Origin of the sequence: Paraclostridium sp. MRS3W1 (genome assembly GCF_032465715.1) — a bacterium.
GTDB classification, from domain to species: domain Bacteria; phylum Bacillota; class Clostridia; order Peptostreptococcales; family Peptostreptococcaceae; genus Paraclostridium; species Paraclostridium dentum.
This window is the reverse complement of record NZ_JAWDJM010000195.1, coordinates 15,544-36,560: the sequence shown is the minus strand read 5'-3', so window position 1 is coordinate 36,560 and position 21,017 is coordinate 15,544. Positions and strand designations below refer to the sequence as shown.

At 29.3% G+C, this 21,017-nt stretch carries 20 protein-coding genes and 1 riboswitch; of the genes, 17 read left to right on the top strand and 3 right to left on the bottom strand.

The annotated features are described in order from the left end of the window. Positions 1-419: 419 nt before the first annotated feature. The 17 genes from RWY47_RS17610 to RWY47_RS17530 all read left to right on the top strand — a co-directional run bounded on the left by RWY47_RS17610 (position 420) and on the right by RWY47_RS17530 (position 18,257). Positions 420-971, top strand: coding sequence for a glycerol-3-phosphate responsive antiterminator (locus RWY47_RS17610; RefSeq protein WP_021428407.1), 552 nt, complete (start codon positions 420-422; stop codon positions 969-971). Positions 972-1,183: 212 nt separating this feature from the next. Next, positions 1,184-1,954, top strand: a complete 771-nt coding sequence (locus RWY47_RS17605; protein ID WP_021428400.1) for an MIP/aquaporin family protein — start codon at positions 1,184-1,186, stop codon at positions 1,952-1,954. A gap of 46 nt (positions 1,955-2,000) precedes the next feature. Next, on the top strand, positions 2,001-3,536 hold the full coding sequence (gene glpK / locus RWY47_RS17600; RefSeq protein ID WP_150841891.1) for a glycerol kinase GlpK: 1,536 nt from the start codon (positions 2,001-2,003) through the stop codon (positions 3,534-3,536). A gap of 92 nt (positions 3,537-3,628) precedes the next feature. Next, a complete protein-coding gene (locus RWY47_RS17595) occupies positions 3,629-4,399 on the top strand; it encodes a glycerophosphodiester phosphodiesterase family protein (RefSeq protein ID WP_150841892.1) in 771 nt (256 codons plus the stop codon). A gap of 162 nt (positions 4,400-4,561) precedes the next feature. Then, positions 4,562-6,022 carry an NAD(P)/FAD-dependent oxidoreductase gene (locus RWY47_RS17590; protein ID WP_021428399.1) on the top strand — a complete coding sequence of 487 codons (1,461 nt, stop codon included), beginning with the start codon at positions 4,562-4,564 and terminating at the stop codon, positions 6,020-6,022. Beyond that, positions 6,012-7,256, top strand: coding sequence for an NAD(P)/FAD-dependent oxidoreductase (locus RWY47_RS17585; protein WP_021428484.1), 1,245 nt, complete (start codon positions 6,012-6,014; stop codon positions 7,254-7,256). The genes RWY47_RS17590 and RWY47_RS17585 overlap by 11 nt, the downstream gene beginning before the upstream one ends. Before the next feature lie 2 nt (positions 7,257-7,258). Then, on the top strand, positions 7,259-7,660 hold the full coding sequence (locus RWY47_RS17580) for a DUF1667 domain-containing protein (RefSeq protein ID WP_226883329.1): 402 nt from the start codon (positions 7,259-7,261) through the stop codon (positions 7,658-7,660). A 224-nt stretch (positions 7,661-7,884) separates the two neighbouring features. Then, positions 7,885-8,058, top strand: a riboswitch (cobalamin riboswitch). Positions 8,059-8,389: 331 nt separating this feature from the next. Beyond that, positions 8,390-9,130, top strand: a complete 741-nt coding sequence (locus RWY47_RS17575; RefSeq protein ID WP_021428387.1) for an energy-coupling factor ABC transporter permease — start codon at positions 8,390-8,392, stop codon at positions 9,128-9,130. Next, positions 9,102-9,401 carry an energy-coupling factor ABC transporter substrate-binding protein gene (locus tag RWY47_RS17570; RefSeq protein ID WP_021428421.1) on the top strand — a complete coding sequence of 100 codons (300 nt, stop codon included), beginning with the start codon at positions 9,102-9,104 and terminating at the stop codon, positions 9,399-9,401. Before RWY47_RS17575 ends, RWY47_RS17570 begins: the two co-directional genes overlap by 29 nt. Then, the gene (cbiQ, locus tag RWY47_RS17565; protein WP_224170631.1) at positions 9,395-10,075 is read left to right on the top strand and encodes a cobalt ECF transporter T component CbiQ; all 681 of its coding nucleotides are present in this window, start codon (positions 9,395-9,397) and stop codon (positions 10,073-10,075) included. Before RWY47_RS17570 ends, cbiQ begins: the two co-directional genes overlap by 7 nt. 9 nt (positions 10,076-10,084) lie before the next feature. After that, complete coding sequence (locus RWY47_RS17560) at positions 10,085-10,906, top strand: energy-coupling factor ABC transporter ATP-binding protein (protein ID WP_150841896.1); 822 nt, start codon at positions 10,085-10,087, stop codon at positions 10,904-10,906. Positions 10,907-11,115: 209 nt separating this feature from the next. Continuing rightward, on the top strand, positions 11,116-13,338 hold the full coding sequence (locus RWY47_RS17555; RefSeq protein ID WP_150841897.1) for a DUF3553 domain-containing protein: 2,223 nt from the start codon (positions 11,116-11,118) through the stop codon (positions 13,336-13,338). Positions 13,339-13,364: 26 nt separating this feature from the next. Further along, complete coding sequence (locus RWY47_RS17550) at positions 13,365-14,663, top strand: M18 family aminopeptidase (protein ID WP_024619952.1); 1,299 nt, start codon at positions 13,365-13,367, stop codon at positions 14,661-14,663. Positions 14,664-14,770: 107 nt separating this feature from the next. Beyond that, positions 14,771-15,520: a patatin-like phospholipase family protein gene (locus RWY47_RS17545; protein ID WP_150841898.1), complete on the top strand. Its 750-nt coding sequence runs from the start codon at positions 14,771-14,773 to the stop codon at positions 15,518-15,520. Between the two features lie 99 nt (positions 15,521-15,619). Further along, positions 15,620-16,216, top strand: a complete 597-nt coding sequence (locus RWY47_RS17540; protein ID WP_021428476.1) for an ATP/GTP-binding protein — start codon at positions 15,620-15,622, stop codon at positions 16,214-16,216. Between the two features lie 99 nt (positions 16,217-16,315). Beyond that, the gene (locus tag RWY47_RS17535) at positions 16,316-16,840 is read left to right on the top strand and encodes a peptidylprolyl isomerase (RefSeq protein WP_021428410.1); all 525 of its coding nucleotides are present in this window, start codon (positions 16,316-16,318) and stop codon (positions 16,838-16,840) included. A gap of 334 nt (positions 16,841-17,174) precedes the next feature. Next, entirely contained in the window at positions 17,175-18,257 is a 1,083-nt protein-coding gene (locus tag RWY47_RS17530; protein ID WP_150841899.1) for a uroporphyrinogen decarboxylase family protein, read from the top strand. A gap of 46 nt (positions 18,258-18,303) precedes the next feature. Here the strand turns inward: RWY47_RS17530 and RWY47_RS17525 are convergent, their stop codons facing one another. From RWY47_RS17525 to RWY47_RS17515, 3 genes are all read right to left on the bottom strand, one after another. Then, positions 18,304-19,386 carry a uroporphyrinogen decarboxylase family protein gene (locus RWY47_RS17525; RefSeq protein ID WP_150841899.1) on the bottom strand — a complete coding sequence of 361 codons (1,083 nt, stop codon included), beginning with the start codon at positions 19,384-19,386 and terminating at the stop codon, positions 18,304-18,306. A 334-nt stretch (positions 19,387-19,720) separates the two neighbouring features. Further along, positions 19,721-20,245, bottom strand: a complete 525-nt coding sequence (locus RWY47_RS17520) for a peptidylprolyl isomerase (protein WP_021428410.1) — start codon at positions 20,243-20,245, stop codon at positions 19,721-19,723. A gap of 99 nt (positions 20,246-20,344) precedes the next feature. Beyond that, positions 20,345-20,941, bottom strand: coding sequence for an ATP/GTP-binding protein (locus RWY47_RS17515; protein WP_021428476.1), 597 nt, complete (start codon positions 20,939-20,941; stop codon positions 20,345-20,347). Positions 20,942-21,017 lie beyond the last annotated feature (76 nt).

Sequence of the window (21,017 nt, the reverse complement as noted above, 5' to 3'; positions counted from 1 at the left end):
GTAAAGATGAAGCTAGACATGGAAAAGCATTCTTAGGATTATTAAATAGACATTTCGGAAAATAATAATTAGATATATAAATAAGCCCTCATATTAGTAAATTAAAATACTAATATGAGGGCTTATTTTGTGATTTAAAATAAAATTTATATAAAAAATGAATATATAGTATGTACTATTTATAAAAAAATTTTGGAAGTTTTACACTGAATGATAAAATACTAACAAAAAACACATACTTTATAAAATATTTTATAAAGGAATGTTTTATAATAAAATTTAAAATTAAAAAACAATAATATCTTATTTTAAAAAAAGTGATATAATAAATTTTATAAAAGGCAAAGGTTTTGCTAGACATAATTTATTGTTTTAAATTTAAATAAATAATAGATTGAAGCAAAAGCGAGGAGGCATATATGAAAGAATTATTAGAATTAAACCCAATAATTTGTGCTATAAAGGGTGATGCGCATTTAGAAGATGCTGCAAATTCAGACGGAGATATTGTTTTTTTACTAAATGAAGATATTCTTACTTTAAAAGAAAAAATACAAATTTTACATGAACATAATAAAAAAGTATTTGTTCATATTGATATGATAACAGGGCTTTCATCTAGTCCTATAGCTGTAGATTATATGAAAAAAGAATTCAATTTGGATGGGATAATAACAACTAAAACTAATATAGTTAAAAGAGCTATAGAATTAGACTTAAAAGTTGTTCAAAGATTTTTCTTTATAGATTCTATGTCTCTTGAGAATGCAATTGAAAGTTTAAAGAGAGTAAAACCAGATGCTATAGAAATTATGCCAGGTGTAATTCAAAAGGTAATAAAAAAAATGAACAAAACTTATCCCAATGTACCTATTATATGTGGAGGATTAATAGATAGAAAAGAAGAAATAATTGGTGGATTATCAGCTGGAGCTATGGCTATATCTACTACGGATATTGATATGTGGTAATTCAGAAAAAGTAGCTTTTTCAATTGATATAGCAGTTTAGTTTATTAAATATCTAACAAAGTATTTTATTGACTGGAAAATGTTTTCGTGATAGCATTTAATTAAATTAATAACTGGCTGGAGATGAGAGAGCCCCCTATAAAAATGATAGGAGCTCTCTGTTTTTTTGCCTTATTTGACTAATTACATAAAATATCAAGGGAGGTATTGAGTTGAAAAAGACTTTATTAGGAGAGTGCATATCTGAATTTATTGGATCATGGATATTGATTTTTATAGGGTGTGGAGCTGTAGCATCTATGGTATTAAGTGGAGCAGATGTTTCTCAATGGGAAATAGGAATAATATGGGGGTTAGCTGTAACAATTGCAATATATGTAACTGGAGCAGTATCAGGTACTCATATAAATCCAGCTGTAACAATTGCATTAATGGTACACAGAGATTTTCCAAAGAAAAAAGTATTGCCATATATTATAGCTCAAATACTAGGATGTTTTGCAGGAGCAGCAACAGTTTACTTGTTATTTAATAAGCTATTCTTATCATTTGAGAATGCAAATAATATAGTAAGGGCTGGGTCAAACGGACTTACTACAGCAGGTATATTTTCTACTTATCCAAATGCTGCATTAAATTCATTTGATGCATTACTTGTAGAAACTTTCATAACTATGTTGTTAGTCATAGTGATATTAGCAGTAGGCGAAGAAAAAAATTCAAACAAACCTATGTCAAATTTAGCACCAGTTTTTATAGGAATAACAATAGCTATAATAGGAGCTAGTTTTGGAGTATTAACAGGCTTTGCAATGAATCCAGCAAGAGATTTTGGGCCTAAGATGTTTGCTGTTTTAGCAGGTTGGGGAAGCGGAGCACTAGGACCTGACATGTATTTTTGGGTACCTATAGTGGGACCTATAATAGGAGCCATCCTTGCAGGATTTGTATTCGATAAAGGCGTTAAAAAGTACATGAATTAAAATACATCAAGGATTTAAAATAAATAATCATTGGAGGCAAAGCGATATGAAAAAATATATGATGGCATTAGATCAAGGAACTACAAGTTCAAGAGCTATATTATTTGATAAAGAAGGAAATTTAGTAGCTACATCACAAAAAGAATTTACTCAATTTTATCCAAAGCCAGGATGGGTAGAACATAATCCTATGGAAATATGGGGAAGTCAAAGTGGTGTAATGAGAGAAGTGTTAGAAACTAATGGCATTAAACCAGAACAAGTTTGTGGTATTGGTATAACAAATCAAAGAGAAACTACTATAGTTTGGGATAAGAATACAGGTAAGCCGGTATATAATGCAATTGTATGGCAATGTAGAAGAACATCTCAGATATGTGATGAATTAGAAGCTAAAGGATATAAAGATAAAATAAAAGATAAAACAGGATTGATTCTTGATGCATATTTTTCAGCAACTAAGATAAAATGGATACTTGATAATGTTGAGGGTGCTAGAGAGAAAGCTGAAAATGGAGAATTATTATTCGGAACAGTAGATACATGGTTAATATGGAACTTAACTAGAGGTAAGGTACATGTTACAGATTACTCAAATGCAGCAAGAACAATGTTATATAATATAAAAGAGTTAAAATGGGATGATGAAATATTAGAAATACTAGATATACCAAAAAGTATGTTACCAGATGTTAAACCATCTAGTTATGTATATGGACACACTGATGAGTATATGTTAGGTGGAGCGGAAATTCCTATAGCTGGATGTGCAGGAGATCAACAAGCAGCATTATTTGGTCAGACTTGTTTTGAAGAAGGATGCGCTAAAAACACTTATGGAACAGGTTGTTTTATGCTTATGAACACTGGAGAGAAGATGGTTGAATCAAAAAATGGATTACTTACGACTATAGCTTGGGGTGTTGATGGTAAAGTAGAATATGCGCTAGAAGGAAGTATATTTATAGGTGGAGCATCTATACAATGGTTAAGAGATGAATTAAGAATATTATATGATGCTAAGCAAAGTGAGTTCTATGCTGAAAGTGTAAAAGATACTAATGGGGTATATGTAGTTCCAGCTTTTGCAGGACTTGGAGCACCATATTGGGATATGTATGCAAGAGGATCTGTTATGGGGCTTACTCGTGGAGCTAACAGAGCTCACTTAGTTCGTGCTACACTTGAATCAATAGCATATCAAGTAAAAGATGTATTAAATGCTATGCAAGAAGACTCAGGTTTAGAGCTTAAAAACCTTAAAGTTGATGGTGGAGCTAGTGCTAACAATTTCTTAATGCAGTTCCAATCAGATATATTAAATGTAAGCATAAACAGACCTAAAGTACTTGAAACTACGGCGTTAGGAGCAGCATATCTTGCTGGATTAGCAGTAGGATTCTATGAAAATAAAGAGGATATTAAAAAGTCTGTAGCATTAGAAAAAGAATTTGAACCAAACATGAGTGAAGAAAAAAGAAGTTTATTATATAAAGGATGGAAAAAAGCAGTAAACAGATCTCTTTTATGGGCAAAAGAAGATGAAGAATTTGAAAAAGAGTTGGCTAGTGTAAAAAATTAATTATAAAGTACAGGTAAAAGTTATATAATTAAAGTAAATAGTAAAAACTTAAAAATTTTTAGATATTGGCATTAAGCAATAAAGGAGATAAGATGGAAAAAATACTATTTGCTCATAGAGGAATGTCTACATTAGCACCAGAAAATACTTTATCAGCATTTTCATTATGTAAAGATAAAGGAATAAAATGGTTTGAATGCGACATTGATATTTTAAAAGATAAAACCCTAGTGATAAATCATGATGATACATTAGACAGATGTAGCAATAAAACGGGGTCGTTATATAACATTTGCAAAGATGATTTAAGGCATATAGATGCAGGAAGTTGGTTTGGTGATGACTATATTGGAGAAAGAATACCTACTTTAGATGAGTTAATTGAATTGATAAATAAATATAAATTAAACGTCAATTTTGAATTGAAATCATGTTGTGGAGGTAAAGAATTAACACAAGAACTTATACAGAGATTTGTAGAAGCTTTAAATAAATTAGATGATGATATAAGAGTTATCGTTTCGAGTTTTAACCCATTAATGTTATCTAAATTTAAAGATTTAAGACCTAATATTCCGGTAGGATGTTTATTTGAAACACATAATTTGTATGATGATTGGTCTTCTATAATGGAAATGTGTAGAGCTGAGTATATACACCCACAAAATGAAGGATTAACTAAAGAAATGGTAGAAAAATTTAGAAGTTATGGATATAAAATTAATGTTTGGACTGTAAATGATTTAGCCAGAGCTAACCAATTATTTAATTGGGGAGTTACAGGTATATTTACAGACATAGCGGATAGATTCCCTAAATCATATAAGTATAAAGAGGATATAGTTTGTGAAGCAAATATATAATCAAAATAATTTAGGGTAGTGACAGTTAAAATAATCTATGATAATATAGAATTATAAAAGGAAAACGATTTTAAAAAATGAAATATTATGGCGAAGAGATAAGAGAGCCTTCTATACATTGTATAGGGGGGCTCTCTATTTTTTTTTCAAGGAGGCAAAATTATGTATGATATAGCAATAATAGGAGCAGGGATAAGTGGAAGTGCCATAGCTAGAGAATTATCAAAGTATAATTTAAAAACAGTAGTTATAGAAAAAGGAATAGAAGTTTGCCAAGGAACTACTAAGTCAAATAGTGCTATAGTGCATGGTGGATATGATGCAAAGGTTGGAAGCTTAAAAGCTAAGTTAAATATAGAAGGTAATAAATTATATAAAGATCTATGTAAAGATTTAAACGTAGACTTTAAACAAATAGGATCGTTAGTTTTAGCATTTGATGAAGAAGAAATGAAACACGTTAGAGGTTTATACGAAAGAGGATTAGAAAATAAAGCGACTGGATTAAAAGTATTAAATAAAGAAGAAGTATTAGAACTAGAACCAAATGTTAATGACAATGTAGTTGGAGCATTACTTTGTGAGAGTGCAGGAATTGTTTGTCCATTTAATTTAAATATAGCACTTATGGAAAATGCTATGTTTAATGGGGTAGATTTAAAACTAGAATCTGAAGTTTCAGACATAGTTAAAGAAGAAGATTGTTTCAATATAAAAATAAAAAATAAAAATGATATAAAAGCTAAATATGTTGTAAATGCAGCTGGAGTTTTTGCTGATAAGATAAACAACATGATAGGTGGAGATGAATATTTTATAATACCTAGAAAAGGAGAATATAAAATATTAGATAAAAGTGAAGGTAAAATTGCTAATCATGTTTTATTCCAATGTCCAACTGAAAAAGGAAAAGGTGTATTGGTTACACAAACGGTACATGGAAATTTATTAGTAGGGCCAAATGCTACTGCTGTAGATGAAAAAGAAGATGTATCTACATCAAAAGAAGGAATTAGTGAAATCGTAAATAGCTCTAAAAAGACTATAGAAAATATTGATTTCAGAAAAACAATCACTAGTTTTGCAGGACTTAGAGCAACTCCAAATACAGGAGACTTTATGATATTTGCATCAAAGAAATGTAAAAACTTTATAAATGTTGGAGGAATAGAATCACCAGGTCTTGCATCAGCACCAGCAGTTGCAAAATATGTTGTAGAAATTCTTAAAGAAGAAGGATTAATGTTAAGTGAAAATAAAAAGTTTGAGTCTAAGAGACATAAGAATAAACCTTTCATAAAAATGACTCAAGAAGAAAAAGAAGAAATCATGAAGAAAGATCCAAGATATAAAAAAATAGTTTGTAGATGCGAAAGTATAACAGAGGGCGAAATTATAGATGCAATAAATTCACTATGTGGAGCTAGAACATTAGATGGAGTTAAAAGAAGAGTAAGACCAGGTATGGGAAGATGCCAAGGTGGATTTTGCGGACCTAAAGTTATAGAAATATTAGCAAGAGAACTTAAAATAGATGTGGAAGATGTTTTAAAAGACTACGAAAACTCTAATACTGTATTAGGAAAATCAAAAGAATTAAGGGGTGAGTTAGTTGAAATATAATGTTGTAGTTGTTGGAGGAGGACCTGCAGGTTTAGGTGCAGCAGTTGAAGCTAAAAGAAATGGTGCAAAAGATGTACTTATAATAGAAAGAGACAGAGAATTAGGTGGGATACTTAATCAATGTATACACAATGGATTTGGATTACATGAGTTTAAAGAAGAATTAACAGGACCAGAGTACGCTCATAAGTTCATAGAAATGGTTAAACAAGAAAATATTGAATACATGCTAGATACAATGGTTTTAAACATAAGTGAAGATAAGACTATAGAAGCTTTAGGTGAAGACGGAATAATAAATATAAAAGCAGATGCTATAGTTTTAGCAATGGGATGTAGAGAAAGAACAAGAGGAGCGATAGATATACCTGGATATAGACCAGCAGGAGTTTATAATGCAGGAGCTGCTCAAAGACTTTCTAATATGGAAGGATATATGGTAGGAAAAGAAATTGTTATATATGGGTCTGGTGATATAGGACTTATAATGGCAAGACGTATGACATTAGAAGGAGCTAAAGTAAAGGCAGTAGTTGAAATAAACCCACATTCAAGTGGATTAACTAGAAATATTGTTCAATGTTTAGATGATTTCGATATACCTTTAATGTTAAGTACAGGAATAACACATATAGATGGAAAAGAAAGGGTAAAAGGGGTTACAATTAGTAAATTAGATGAAAACAGAAGGCCTATAAAAGGAACAGAAGAATATATAAGCTGTGATACTCTTCTTTTATCTGTTGGACTTATACCTGAGAATGAATTGAGTGTTGAAGCTGGAGTTGTATTAGATAATAAAACTAGTGGACCTATTGTAAATAATTCTATGTCTACAAATGTAGATGGTGTGTTTGCATGTGGGAATGTTGTCCATGTTCATGACTTAGTTGATTTTGTTACAAAAGAAAGTAAGATAGCTGGAAAGAACGCAGCTTTATATTGCTTAAACAAGTTAAATAAAAATAAAGAAGTAAATACAGTTGCAGACAACGGAATTATATATATAGTTCCTCAAAATATAGATGTTAGTAGCGATGAAGATGTAAACTTATTTATGAGAGTAAGAGAAATTTGTAAAAATAAAAAGTTAGTTGTTAGAAGTAACGATGAAATTATTTTAGAGAAAAAGAGACCTCATATGATACCTTCAGAGATGGAGAATATAAAAATTAGTAAAGATTTATTTAAAGATATTAAAGGAAATATAATTGTAAGTGTAGAGGAGGCATAATTATGAAAAATGTTACTTGTACAGTATGTCCAATGGGATGTTCATTAGTTGTAAGTAAAGTTGATGGAGAGTATAAAGTTGAAGGAAACACATGTAAAAGAGGAGCAAAATATGGAGTAGAGGAAGTTACAAATCCAAGAAGAGTTATAACTACTACAGTTAAACTTAGCGGTTCTTATTTAAACTTACTTCCAGTTAAAACTAATGACTCTGTGCCTAAAGAGTTAATGTTTGATATTATGAAAGTTTTAGATAAAGTATGTGTATGTGCACCTGTTAATGTCGGCGATATTATAGTTAAAGACATATTAGGAACAGGTATTGATATTGTAAGTTCTAAGAGTATGGAAAGTATGAATACAAGTGATAAAAATAGTGATCATGAATTAAGAGATTGTATATAATAAAAAATTAATGGACAATAAAAATAACCTTCTTTAGATATAAATATATTTAAAGGAGGTTACTTTTATTGTTAGAATTATTAAAGTATATAACTTATTTTAGTAATAACTATATAGCTGGTTAAATATACTTAAGTATAAAAAATAAAAATAAAAATTTTAGAGGAATATAGAAGTTTTTATAGAATTATATATAATAGATAGAGTATGTGATAAATTATAATTAAATATTAGAGATTATAGGTTTTTTAAAATTAATAGGGAAAGAGGTTAAAATCCTCTGCAGCCCCCGCTACTGTAAAGCTGATGAAACTTTTAAAACCACTGTGAATTTTACGGGAAGGAAAAGGAGTAAAGAGAAGCTAAGCCAGGAGACCTGCCTATAATTGAAAAATTAAGTTCTTCGGGGTGAAGGAAAATAATTGAAAGTATCATAGTTTAAAACTACTATGTCCGCTTTGTCATGTTATTAAATCCTAATCCAAAGATTGGGATTTTTTTACGCTTAAGTAAAGTATGATTACAAAAAACTATAGGTATTCTATAAAATTTAGTTATATTAAAATACTAGGTTTTGGGCGTAAAAAAAGTTTTTTGAGCAACGGACGAAGTCGTTGGCGACATGAGCAAAGCGAATTTTTATGTATGCCCTTTAAAACTTAGAGTTGATTTAGTCATTTTATCACATGAAACAATAATGTACTAAATAAAAAAAGAGAGGGATTTAAAATGAATTATTTAAAATTATCAGTTATAGCAGGGTTACTACTTGTAATCTTAAATCCTGTGACTTCACATGCAATGCACATCATGGAAGGATTCTTACCTATGCAATGGTCTATATTATGGACTGTCGTATTTATACCATTTTTCATATACGGGTTAAAATCAATAAATAAAATAGTAAAAGCTGATCCTAAAAAGAAAGTACTATTAGCTCTAGCAGGTGCATTTGTATTCGTACTATCAGCTTTAAAAATACCATCTTTAACAGGTAGTTGTTCACATCCTACTGGTGTAGGACTAGGAGCAATATTGTTTGGGCCATCTGTAATGGCAGTAGTTGGAACTATAGCTTTGCTATTTCAAGCTATACTTCTTGCACATGGAGGACTTACAACTTTAGGAGCAAATGCTTTTTCTATGGCGATAGTAGGTCCTATAGTATCATTTTTAATATTTAAATTCTGTAAAAAAAGAAATATTAGCACGGGAAAAAGTGTATTTTTTTCAGCAGCATTAGGAGATTTAGCTACATATACTGTAACTGCAACTCAATTAGCATTAGCATTCCCTGATCCAGCAGGAGGTATATTAGGGTCATTAGTAAAATTTTTAGGTGTATTCTTTATAACTCAAATACCTATAGCAATTGCAGAAGGATTATTAACTACATTAGTATACAATTTAATAACACAAAATGAAGAAGGAGTTGTAGAAGATGAGTACAAATTCGAAAGTCAAAACTAGAAATAAAAATATACTATTATTAATTTTAACAGTAATCTTAATAATAACTCCGTTAATATTAAATTCAACTGCTGAATACGGAGGCGCTGATGGAGAAGCAGAATCTTTAATTAGTGAAATAAATCCTAATTATAAGCCTTGGTTTAATAGCTTATATGAACCACCTAGTGGTGAGATTGAAAGTTTACTTTTCTCTACTCAAGCAGCTATAGGGGCAGGAATAATTGGATATTTTTTAGGATATAAAAAAGGAAAAAAAGATAAATGTTAGAAATTGACAACTGTGCATATTTAAATAATATAAAAGATGTAAATCCATTGATAAAATTAGGAATTACATTTATAGGAGTTATAGCTTCTATGCTTACCCAAAATGCAAATATACATATACTTATAATGCTATTTATGACAGCCTTAATACTATTTATAGCAAGAGTAGATATGAAACTATACATTAAATGTTTAAAAATACCTATAATTTTTTTAATTATAGGTATTGGGTTAAATTTGATTAATATATCATTTGAAAATAAAGATTATATATTCAATGTAAATATATTAGGATTATACATAGGTACTACTGAATTTGCTGTAAAAAGCTCAGTAAACATATTACTTAGAGCTATGAGTTGTATTATATCAATTTATTTCTTAATACTTACGACTCCATTTAATCAATTAATAATAGTTTTAAAAAAACTACATATTCCACATACACTTATAGAATTGATGATTTTAATTTATAGATTTATATTTATATTTATAGAAGAAGCAGAAGAAATATATAAATCACAACAACTAAAATTTGGGTATACGAATTTAAGTACATCATATAATTCAATGTCATTGCTTATAAAAACATTGTTTTTTAGAATGATGAGAAGATATGAAGATATGAGTATATCTTTAGATATAAAGTTGTATGATGGTAAATTTCACGTATAGGAGACTAAAATGTTTAAAGTAGAAAACTTAACATATAAATATGAAAAAAATAATAAAGCATTAGACAATATAAGTTTAGATTTTTCAAATGGGAATATGATTGGAATAATAGGTTCAAATGGTTCAGGAAAGTCAACTTTATTTATGAACTTAATGGGCATATTGAAACCTTCAGCAGGAAAAATTATTTATAATAGTAAAGAGTTAAGTTATAAAAAGAAAGACCTATATAATTTAAGAAGAGATGTAGGTATAGTATTTCAAGATCCAGATAAGCAGATATTTTATTCAAGAGTATATGATGATGTTGCATTTTCTTTAAGAAATATAGGATTAGAAGAAAGTGAAATAAATAAAAAAGTTCATAGAGCATTAGAATTAGTTAATGCTATAGATTTAATAGATAAACCAGTACATTTTTTAAGCTATGGGCAGAAAAAGAGAGTAGCTATAGCATCTGTTATAGCCATGGAAAACAAAGTTGTTTTATTAGATGAGCCAACGGCTGGATTAGACCCAATAAGTACAAAAGCTATTATAAAAATATTAAAAGAATTATGTGAAAAGGGTGTAAAGGTAGTTATATCGAGTCATGATATGGATTTAATATACGACCTTTGCGACTATATATATGTTTTAAATAAAGGTAAGATAGCAATTGAAGGAAATTCTAATGACGTTTTTAAAGATGACTTAAAAATTAAAGAGGCAGGATTAAATAGTCCGTGGCTTGTAAAAATACACAAAAATATGAATTTACCTTTATTTAGAAAAGAAGAGGATTTATACGATTATTTTAATAAAATATGTATAAATTCTGTTAATAATTAGCCCCTAATCTTATTAAGTTAAGATTAATATATATATAATAAATAAATACCTTTAGTCTAAATTTAATCCTTGGATATATATCTGAGGATTTTTTCTTTGTAAGGAAAATTAAAAAAATGGATATGATTAATATGGGCTTTTAATAAATTTGAATAAATATAGATAATAGATTAAAATATACATATAACATATACAATAAGGAGGTAATGATGGATATAGATTCACTAAACCCCGCCCAAAAAGAAGCGGTATTAAAAACAGAAGGGCCAGTGCTTATATTAGCAGGAGCTGGTTCAGGAAAAACGAGAGTTTTAACAACAAGAATAGCTCATCTTATGAAAAATAAAGGAGTACATCCTAGTAATATATTAGCAATAACATTTACAAATAAAGCTGCAAATGAAATGAAGGAAAGAGTTGAAGAAACTATAGATTCGGATGTTAAAGATATGTGGATAACAACTTTCCATTCATGCTGTGTTAGAATGCTTAGAAAAGATATAAATAGAATCGGATATAATAGATCTTTCGTTATATATGATAGCTCAGACCAAGTTACTTTAGTTAAAGATTGTTTAAAGGAATTAAATTTAAGTGATAAATCTTTTGAACCTAAAGTAGTTATAAGTTACATTTCTGGAGCAAAAGATAAATTATTAAGTCCTAAAGAATATAAAGATATGCATAGAAATGATGCGAGAATGAGTAAAATTGCAGATGTATATACTTTATACCAAGACCGTTTAAAAAGAAATAGTGCACTAGACTTTGATGATTTAATAATAAAAACTGTTGAGTTATTAAAAAAGGAAGAAAGTGTACTAGCATACTATATAAATAAATTTAGATATATAATGGTAGATGAGTATCAAGATACAAGTAAAGCTCAATATGAATTTATAAAGTTGTTAGCTAAAGAGCATCAAAACATATGTGTTGTTGGAGATGATGACCAAAGTATATATGGATGGAGAGGTGCAGATATAAGAAATATACTTGAATTTGAAAGAGACTATGATGATGTTCATGTAGTAAAATTAGAGCAAAATTATAGATCAACTCAAGTTATATTAGATGCAGCCAATAAAGTTATATCTAATAATATAGAAAGAAAGAGAAAAAAACTTTGGAGTGAGCAAAAAGAAGGCGAAAAGATTAAGATACAAGTGACATCAGACGAGATAGAAGAAGCAGATTTTGTTGCTGATAATATATGGAGAATTCATAGAAAACAAAACAAACCTTTTAAAGATTTTGCTGTGTTATACAGAGCGAATGCACAAGCTCGTGCTATAGAGGATGCTTTAAATAGAAGTCAAATACCATATAATATATATGGAGGAACTAAATTCTATGAAAGAAAAGAAATAAAAGATTTAGTTGCATACTTAAGAGTTCTTCAAAATGTCCAAGATGATATATCTTTAAAGAGAATAATAAATGTTCCTAAAAGAGGAATTGGACTTAGAACAATAGAAAAAATAGAAGATAGAGCTAGCTTAAAGCAAGAGAGTATATTCTCCGTTCTTTTAGATGTAGATACTAACTCTGATATATCTACAAAAGCTAGAGCAAATATAAATGGATTTGTAGATTTAGTAGGAACTCTTAGAGTAATAAAGGATGCTTATTCAGTAAGTAAACTTATAGAAAAAGTTTTAGATGTTACTGGATATTTAGACGAACTTGAAAAAGATAAAAATGAAGACGCTCAAGACAGAATAGACAACTTAAAAGAGTTTATATCAATTGCTATTGAATTTGAAAATAGCAGTGAAGAAAAAGATTTAGAAACATTTTTAACTAATGTAGCTCTTACTTCAACAGAAAGTGATGATGAAGAAAATGACAGAGTATCACTTATGACAATCCATACATCTAAGGGACTTGAGTTTCCAGTTGTCCATTTAGTTGGTATGGAAGAAGGATTATTCCCTATATCTAGAGCAGTAAGATCTATGAGTGAATCTGATATAGAGGAAGAAAGAAGACTTTGTTATGTTGGAATAACAAGAGCTAAAAAAGAACTTTTCATGACACTTACAAAGAAAAGAACTCTTTATGGAAAAACTAATCCATCTATACAATCTAGATTTATGGAAGAACTTCCAGAGGAGTGTATAGAAAAATTAAATAAAGAAGAACATGAATTAAGCTATTCTAAAGCTAATTACAATATATTAGATAAATATAAGCAAAAATATATGAAATCTATGAACAAGGCCAGTGTAGCAAATAAGGTAAATGCCACTATAAAAGAAAATAAACCAGAACCTACATCTGATGATATAAAATTAGGTTCAAAGGTTTATCATCCTAAATTTGGGGTAGGAACTGTAGTAGCAGCTGTTGGATCTGACTTAACAATAGCTTTTAATAATCAAGGTATAAAGAAGATAAATAAAGAATATACGACACTTGATTTATTATAAAATAAAAGTTTTAAGGGGGATTTGTAATGAATTCAAAAGAATTTGCAAGAAACTTAATAGGGTTTATAGAGAAAAGCCCTACAGCTTTTCACTCAGTAGAGACATCTGAAGAGTTATTAAAATTAAATGGGTTTAAAAAACTTGACTCAAGAGAAGAATGGAAACTAGAGCAAGATGGAAAATACTATACAACTAAAAACTCATCAGCAATAGTTGCATTTACAATAAAGACTAATAATTTAAAAGAAGATGGATTTAGAATAATAGGATCACATTCAGATTCTCCATCTTTTAGAGTTAAGCCAAATCCAGAAATGGAAGCTGAAAAAACTTACTTAAAATTAAATACAGAATGTTATGGAGGTCCTATACTAAATACATGGTTAGATAGACCGTTAGCAATAGCAGGAAGAGTTGTACTTAAAGGAAAAAGTGTATTAAGACCTGAGGAAACTTTAGTAAATATAAATAAACCTATATGTATAATTCCTAATTTAGCAATACACATGAATAGAGAAGTTAATGAAGGGGTAGCTCTTAATAAGCAAAAAGACATGTTACCATTAGTGGGATTATTAAATGATTCTCTAGAAAAAGATAACTTCCTTTTAAAAACTATAGCTAAAGAATTAGGAAGAAAAATAGAAGAAATTATTGATTTTGATTTATTTTTATACGAATATGAAAAAGGAATGTTAATAGGGCCTAATGAAGAGATGATATCTTGTGGAAGATTAGATAATCTTTCAATGGCGCATGCTAGCTTACATGCACTTATAGATGCTAAATCATTAAATGGAGTAAATGTAGTTGCTGTATTTGATAATGAAGAAGTTGGAAGTTCAACTAAGCAAGGTGCTGATTCTAATATGTTATTAAATGTATTAGAAAGAATATCTTTATGCTTAGGTCAAAATAGAGAAGAATTTTTTAGAAGTTTATATTCTTCATTTATAATATCTGCAGACCTTGCACATGCAGTTCATCCTAATGTAGGAGAGAAGCATGACCCAACAAATAGACCTGTTATGGGGAAAGGTCCTGTTATAAAAATAAATGCAAATCAAGCTTATACTAGTGATAGTCAATCTATAGCTGTGTATAAAACTATATGTAAAGAAGCAGGAGTAAACTGCCAAGAATTTGTTAATAGATCTGATGTAAGAGGTGGAAGTACAATTGGACCTATATCATCTACACATATAGATATACCATCTGTTGATGTTGGAAGTCCAATATTAGCGATGCACTCTATAAGAGAATTAGGATGCGTAGAAGATCATATGGATATATACAAAACTTTTAAAAAGTTTTATGAATTATAAGATTTAAATAGATAAATTAAAAAGGGGGGATGTATAAAAGGCTTTTACCTTTATACACCCCCTAAATTTATTATATAAATAAAAACTTAGGTTAGGAGTGAATTAGTATGAAAATAGGATTATGTTTAGCTGGTGGTGGAGCTAAAGGAGCCTTTCAAGCAGGTGTAATATATGGGTTATATGAAAGAGGTTTAGACTTTGATGTAATATCAGGAACTTCAATAGGAGCAATAAATGGTTATTACATATACACAAAAAATGTTAACAAGTTGAAAGAAATGTGGATAAATATTCAGACAATTGGTGAAAACGGTGTCAAAATAGTTGATAATACTGTGGATAACTCTTTAGCAATTGATTTATTAAGCAAACTTGAGGATAACTCTAAAATTAAGAAAAACTTCTATGTAAATTATGTGCAAATTGATAATTCAAGAATGAATGAAGTTGTAGTAGATATATCAAAAGAAAGTTATGACCAAGGCCTAGACAGTATAAAATATAGTTCACTGCTTCCTTTTAGACCTTCAAAAGATTTAAGCCCATCAGAGCAATTTAAAAAAGATTTAATGGATGGAATATATAATGGATATAAATTAGATGGAGGAATGATAAATAATACGTTATTAAAACCATTGATAGATGAAAAAGTTGATAAAATTGTATTAATAACTATGAAAAAAGATTTTGAAGTACCAGATTATGTAAAGCAGTCGTATCAGGAAGAAAATATAATTATAGTAAAACCTAATATAGAATTTAGTAAAAATGCTACTTTAAATTTTGAAGGAGAATTTTGTAAACAAATTTTTAATGAAGGATATGAAATATCTAAATCTTTAAATATTCTAGTCTAATAAATGGGAATTAGGCTCAAAATGTTGAATAAATCTGCGTATGCTAGTATAATAAAAAGGTTCTGAATTTGAAATATAAAAATGGAGTTGATATAAACTATGGCAACTAAAAGAATTGCTGTACTAGGTGGACCTAGATGTGGAAAGACAACATTAATACAACATTTATACGTTGAAATGAAAATAGCAGGCTTAGATGTAGGTTATGCGTTAGAGTACTCAACAGAATATTTAAGAGACAAAGGCATGATAGAAACTATATCTGAACAATATGGTATATACTTAGGTCAAAAGAAAATAGAAGATGATTTATCAGGATTTGAATATGCACTAACTGATTATGCTACATTTGTACCATATGTATATGGAAGATTTATGTTAGGTGATAGAAAAAGAACTAATAAAGAAATTCAAATTTTAAAAGACTTATATTGTCTAGCTATAGAAGATATACAAAACTATGATATGATAGTTTATGTTCCAAGACAATTTGGATATGTTAAAGATGGAGTTAGATGGCAAGATGAAAGTATTGCTATACAAATAGATGAAGCTATATTAAGTTTCTTAAAGTCTGAAAATATAAATTATGTAGAAGTATCAGGATCTACTAAAGATAGAGCAAAACAAATTTTAGATTTATTAGATATTAAATACGAAGAAACTGAATTGTTAGATTCAACTGATGAAAAATAGGCTGCTTAAATAAGTAGCTTATTTTTGTGATTTTTTATTATTATTGGTATATAATATAAAATGAGAATAAAAAAACTCATAAGAAAGGAAGTACATAAAATGGAAAATAAGAACCCTATAGTAACTATAGAAATGGAAAATGGAAAGCAAATAAAAGTTGAGTTATATCCACATATAGCTCCTAATACTGTTAAAAACTTTGTATCTTTAGTAGAATCAGGATACTATGATGGAGTTACATTCCACAGAGTTATACCTGGATTTATGATACAAGGTGGATGCCCTGATGGAAATGGAATGGGTGGACCAGGATACTCAATAAGAGGAGAATTTACTCAAAATGGACACACTAACAACTTAAAGCATGATAGAGGAGTTATATCAATGGCTAGAACAATGGCTCCAAACTCAGCTGGATCACAATTTTTCTTAATGCATGCTAATTCTCCACACTTAGATGGACAATATGCATCATTTGGTAGAATAATTGAAGGTATAGAAGTTGTAGATGAAATAGCTTCTGTAAGAACAGATAGAATGGACAAGCCTCAAACTCCACAAGTAATGAAAAAAGTTACTGTTGAGACATTTGGAAAAGACTATTCAGACGTAGAAAAAATGTAGTAGATAGCTTGTAGGGTTGTATATTGATTTCATTCACACGACAAACTGCGTTTGTAAGTGTTTCGTCAATCAATATACAATCCTACTTCACTTTTATGTATGAGAAGAGTGAAGAATAAATTAAAAAAAGAGATTCTTAAATTTTAAGAATCTCTTTTTTTAATTTATTGATTATTTTATAGTTAAAAAACATAATTAGATAGCTTATTATTTGTATTTTCTATATTTATAGAAAATGAAAAATAAGTGTAGTAGAATTAAAGCGACATAAATTGTAAAAGAATGATTTATAATACATTGTTTTCAATTAAATTCAGATAAAGGGGAACTGATTATGAGCGATTATAAAGATGAAATGAATGCAATTGAAAGAAAAGCTGCGTACTTTAGAGGGGAAAGGGTAGATAGATTACCGTGTAGTTTAATGTTTGAGGAAACTGCAGCGGTTTATGCAGGTATAGATGTAGAAGAATATTATTTTGATTCTGATAAAATGTTAGAAGCTGAAAAATATATAGTAAGGGAACTTGGAGTAGAGAGTGCTGGAATAAATGTTACGCTAAGAGGTATGGGTGAAGCGTTTGGAAGTAAAATGGGATATAATTCAGATAGGGCATCGCATTTAATCGAACCAGCATTAAAGGATTACAAAATGTTACAGCACATGGATATAGTAAATCCATTAAAGGATGGAAGATTGCCAATAATACTGGATTCTTTAGGAAAAATAAAAAAAGAATTAGGAAAAGAAGTAAGTATCGGAAGTGGGGTATCAGGTCCGATTAGTGCAGCTTCAGCTGTTAGAGGTGCTACAAATTTAGTTAGAGATATGATTAAGGATAAAGAAAACTTACATAAATTATTAGATTTAATGACGGAGTGCAATTTAGCTTATGCAAAAGAAGTATATGAACGTTATGGACTAGTTTGTGGAATTGGAGATCCAATATCTTCAGCTGATTTAATAAGTCCGAAACAGTTTAGAGAATTTGCAAAGCCATATCTTGAAAAAACTATAAATGGGATTTATAAAATTACTGGACAGAAGACAACATTACATATTTGTGGAAAAACAAAAGGTATATGGGAAGATATTGCAGATATGAATTTATCTGCATTCAGTGTAGATAACTGTGAAGATATAGAGCTTCTTAAAAATGTAATTGGAGATAAAATGTGTATAATAGGAAATATAGACCCTGTATCAATAGTAAGAAATGGATCTATAGATGATGTATATTCAAGTGTTAAGGAATGTATAGGAAAAGCTAGTGATAGTCCTAATGGGTATATAGTAGCTTCTGGCTGTGATATACCTGCAGGAGCGCCAATTGAAAATATAAAAGCCGTAACAGAAGCTACTAAGAAATATAGTAGGGGAATAAAAATGGGAGAGTGTGCTGATTGGAGAGAATAAGATAATAAATAAGAGAGAGATTTAAATCTCTCTCTTATTTATTATCTTATTCTCTCCAATCAGCACACTCTCCCATTTTTATTCCCCTACTATATTTCTTAGTAGCTTCTGTTACGGCTTTTATATTTTCAATTGGCGCTCCTGCAGGTATATCACAGCCAGAAGCTACTATATACCCATTAGGACTATCACTAGCTTTTCCTATACATTCCTTAACACTTGAATATACATCATCTATAGATCCATTTCTTACTATTGATACAGGGTCTATATTTCCTATTATACACATTTTATCTCCAATTACATTTTTAAGAAGCTCTATATCTTCACAGTTATCTACACTGAATGCAGATAAATTCATATCTGCAATATCTTCCCATATACCTTTTGTTTTTCCACAAATATGTAATGTTGTCTTCTGTCCAGTAATTTTATAAATCCCATTTATAGTTTTTTCAAGATATGGCTTTGCAAATTCTCTAAACTGTTTCGGACTTATTAAATCAGCTGAAGATATTGGATCTCCAATTCCACAAACTAGTCCATAACGTTCATATACTTCTTTTGCATAAGCTAAATTGCACTCCGTCATTAAATCTAATAATTTATGTAAGTTTTCTTTATCCTTAATCATATCTCTAACTAAATTTGTAGCACCTCTAACAGCTGAAGCTGCACTAATCGGACCTGATACCCCACTTCCGATACTTACTTCTTTTCCTAATTCTTTTTTTATTTTTCCTAAAGAATCCAGTATTATTGGCAATCTTCCATCCTTTAATGGATTTACTATATCCATGTGCTGTAACATTTTGTAATCCTTTAATGCTGGTTCGATTAAATGCGATGCCCTATCTGAATTATATCCCATTTTACTTCCAAACGCTTCACCCATACCTCTTAGCGTAACATTTATTCCAGCACTCTCTACTCCAAGTTCCCTTACTATATATTTTTCAGCTTCTAACATTTTATCAGAATCAAAATAATATTCTTCTACATCTATACCTGCATAAACCGCTGCAGTTTCCTCAAACATTAAACTACACGGTAATCTATCTACCCTTTCCCCTCTAAAGTACGCAGCTTTTCTTTCAATTGCATTCATTTCATCTTTATAATCGCTCATAATCAGTTCCCCTTTATCTGAATTTAATTGAAAACAATGTATTATAAATCATTCTTTTACAATTTATGTCGCTTTAATTCTACTACACTTATTTTTCATTTTCTATAAATATAGAAAATACAAATAATAAGCTATCTAATTATGTTTTTTAACTATAAAATAATCAATAAATTAAAAAAAGAGATTCTTAAAATTTAAGAATCTCTTTTTTTAATTTATTCTTCACTCTTCTCATACATAAAAGTGAAGTAGGATTGTATATTGATTGACGAAACACTTACAAACGCAGTTTGTCGTGTGAATGAAATCAATATACAACCCTACAAGCTATCTACTACATTTTTTCTACGTCTGAATAGTCTTTTCCAAATGTCTCAACAGTAACTTTTTTCATTACTTGTGGAGTTTGAGGCTTGTCCATTCTATCTGTTCTTACAGAAGCTATTTCATCTACAACTTCTATACCTTCAATTATTCTACCAAATGATGCATATTGTCCATCTAAGTGTGGAGAATTAGCATGCATTAAGAAAAATTGTGATCCAGCTGAGTTTGGAGCCATTGTTCTAGCCATTGATATAACTCCTCTATCATGCTTTAAGTTGTTAGTGTGTCCATTTTGAGTAAATTCTCCTCTTATTGAGTATCCTGGTCCACCCATTCCATTTCCATCAGGGCATCCACCTTGTATCATAAATCCAGGTATAACTCTGTGGAATGTAACTCCATCATAGTATCCTGATTCTACTAAAGATACAAAGTTTTTAACAGTATTAGGAGCTATATGTGGATATAACTCAACTTTTATTTGCTTTCCATTTTCCATTTCTATAGTTACTATAGGGTTCTTATTTTCCATTTTATGTACTTCCTTTCTTATGAGTTTTTTTATTCTCATTTTATATTATATACCAATAATAATAAAAAATCACAAAAATAAGCTACTTATTTAAGCAGCCTATTTTTCATCAGTTGAATCTAACAATTCAGTTTCTTCGTATTTAATATCTAATAAATCTAAAATTTGTTTTGCTCTATCTTTAGTAGATCCTGATACTTCTACATAATTTATATTTTCAGACTTTAAGAAACTTAATATAGCTTCATCTATTTGTATAGCAATACTTTCATCTTGCCATCTAACTCCATCTTTAACATATCCAAATTGTCTTGGAACATAAACTATCATATCATAGTTTTGTATATCTTCTATAGCTAGACAATATAAGTCTTTTAAAATTTGAATTTCTTTATTAGTTCTTTTTCTATCACCTAACATAAATCTTCCATATACATATGGTACAAATGTAGCATAATCAGTTAGTGCATATTCAAATCCTGATAAATCATCTTCTATTTTCTTTTGACCTAAGTATATACCATATTGTTCAGATATAGTTTCTATCATGCCTTTGTCTCTTAAATATTCTGTTGAGTACTCTAACGCATAACCTACATCTAAGCCTGCTATTTTCATTTCAACGTATAAATGTTGTATTAATGTTGTCTTTCCACATCTAGGTCCACCTAGTACAGCAATTCTTTTAGTTGCCATAGTTTATATCAACTCCATTTTTATATTTCAAATTCAGAACCTTTTTATTATACTAGCATACGCAGATTTATTCAAC

Coding starts and splice junctions, on each gene's coding strand:
- RWY47_RS17610 (WP_021428407.1), top strand. CDS start 420: ATGAAAGAATTATTAGAATTAAACCCAATAATTTGTGCTATAAAGGGT.
- glpK (WP_150841891.1), top strand. CDS start 2,001: ATGAAAAAATATATGATGGCATTAGATCAAGGAACTACAAGTTCAAGA.
- RWY47_RS17595 (WP_150841892.1), top strand. CDS start 3,629: ATGGAAAAAATACTATTTGCTCATAGAGGAATGTCTACATTAGCACCA.
- RWY47_RS17590 (WP_021428399.1), top strand. CDS start 4,562: ATGTATGATATAGCAATAATAGGAGCAGGGATAAGTGGAAGTGCCATA.
- RWY47_RS17580 (WP_226883329.1), top strand. CDS start 7,259: ATGAAAAATGTTACTTGTACAGTATGTCCAATGGGATGTTCATTAGTT.
- RWY47_RS17575 (WP_021428387.1), top strand. CDS start 8,390: ATGAATTATTTAAAATTATCAGTTATAGCAGGGTTACTACTTGTAATC.
- RWY47_RS17570 (WP_021428421.1), top strand. CDS start 9,102: ATGAGTACAAATTCGAAAGTCAAAACTAGAAATAAAAATATACTATTA.
- cbiQ (WP_224170631.1), top strand. CDS start 9,395: ATGTTAGAAATTGACAACTGTGCATATTTAAATAATATAAAAGATGTA.
- RWY47_RS17560 (WP_150841896.1), top strand. CDS start 10,085: ATGTTTAAAGTAGAAAACTTAACATATAAATATGAAAAAAATAATAAA.
- RWY47_RS17555 (WP_150841897.1), top strand. CDS start 11,116: ATGGATATAGATTCACTAAACCCCGCCCAAAAAGAAGCGGTATTAAAA.
- RWY47_RS17550 (WP_024619952.1), top strand. CDS start 13,365: ATGAATTCAAAAGAATTTGCAAGAAACTTAATAGGGTTTATAGAGAAA.
- RWY47_RS17545 (WP_150841898.1), top strand. CDS start 14,771: ATGAAAATAGGATTATGTTTAGCTGGTGGTGGAGCTAAAGGAGCCTTT.
- RWY47_RS17540 (WP_021428476.1), top strand. CDS start 15,620: ATGGCAACTAAAAGAATTGCTGTACTAGGTGGACCTAGATGTGGAAAG.
- RWY47_RS17535 (WP_021428410.1), top strand. CDS start 16,316: ATGGAAAATAAGAACCCTATAGTAACTATAGAAATGGAAAATGGAAAG.
- RWY47_RS17530 (WP_150841899.1), top strand. CDS start 17,175: ATGAGCGATTATAAAGATGAAATGAATGCAATTGAAAGAAAAGCTGCG.
- RWY47_RS17525 (WP_150841899.1), bottom strand. CDS start 19,386: ATGAGCGATTATAAAGATGAAATGAATGCAATTGAAAGAAAAGCTGCG.
- RWY47_RS17520 (WP_021428410.1), bottom strand. CDS start 20,245: ATGGAAAATAAGAACCCTATAGTAACTATAGAAATGGAAAATGGAAAG.
- RWY47_RS17515 (WP_021428476.1), bottom strand. CDS start 20,941: ATGGCAACTAAAAGAATTGCTGTACTAGGTGGACCTAGATGTGGAAAG.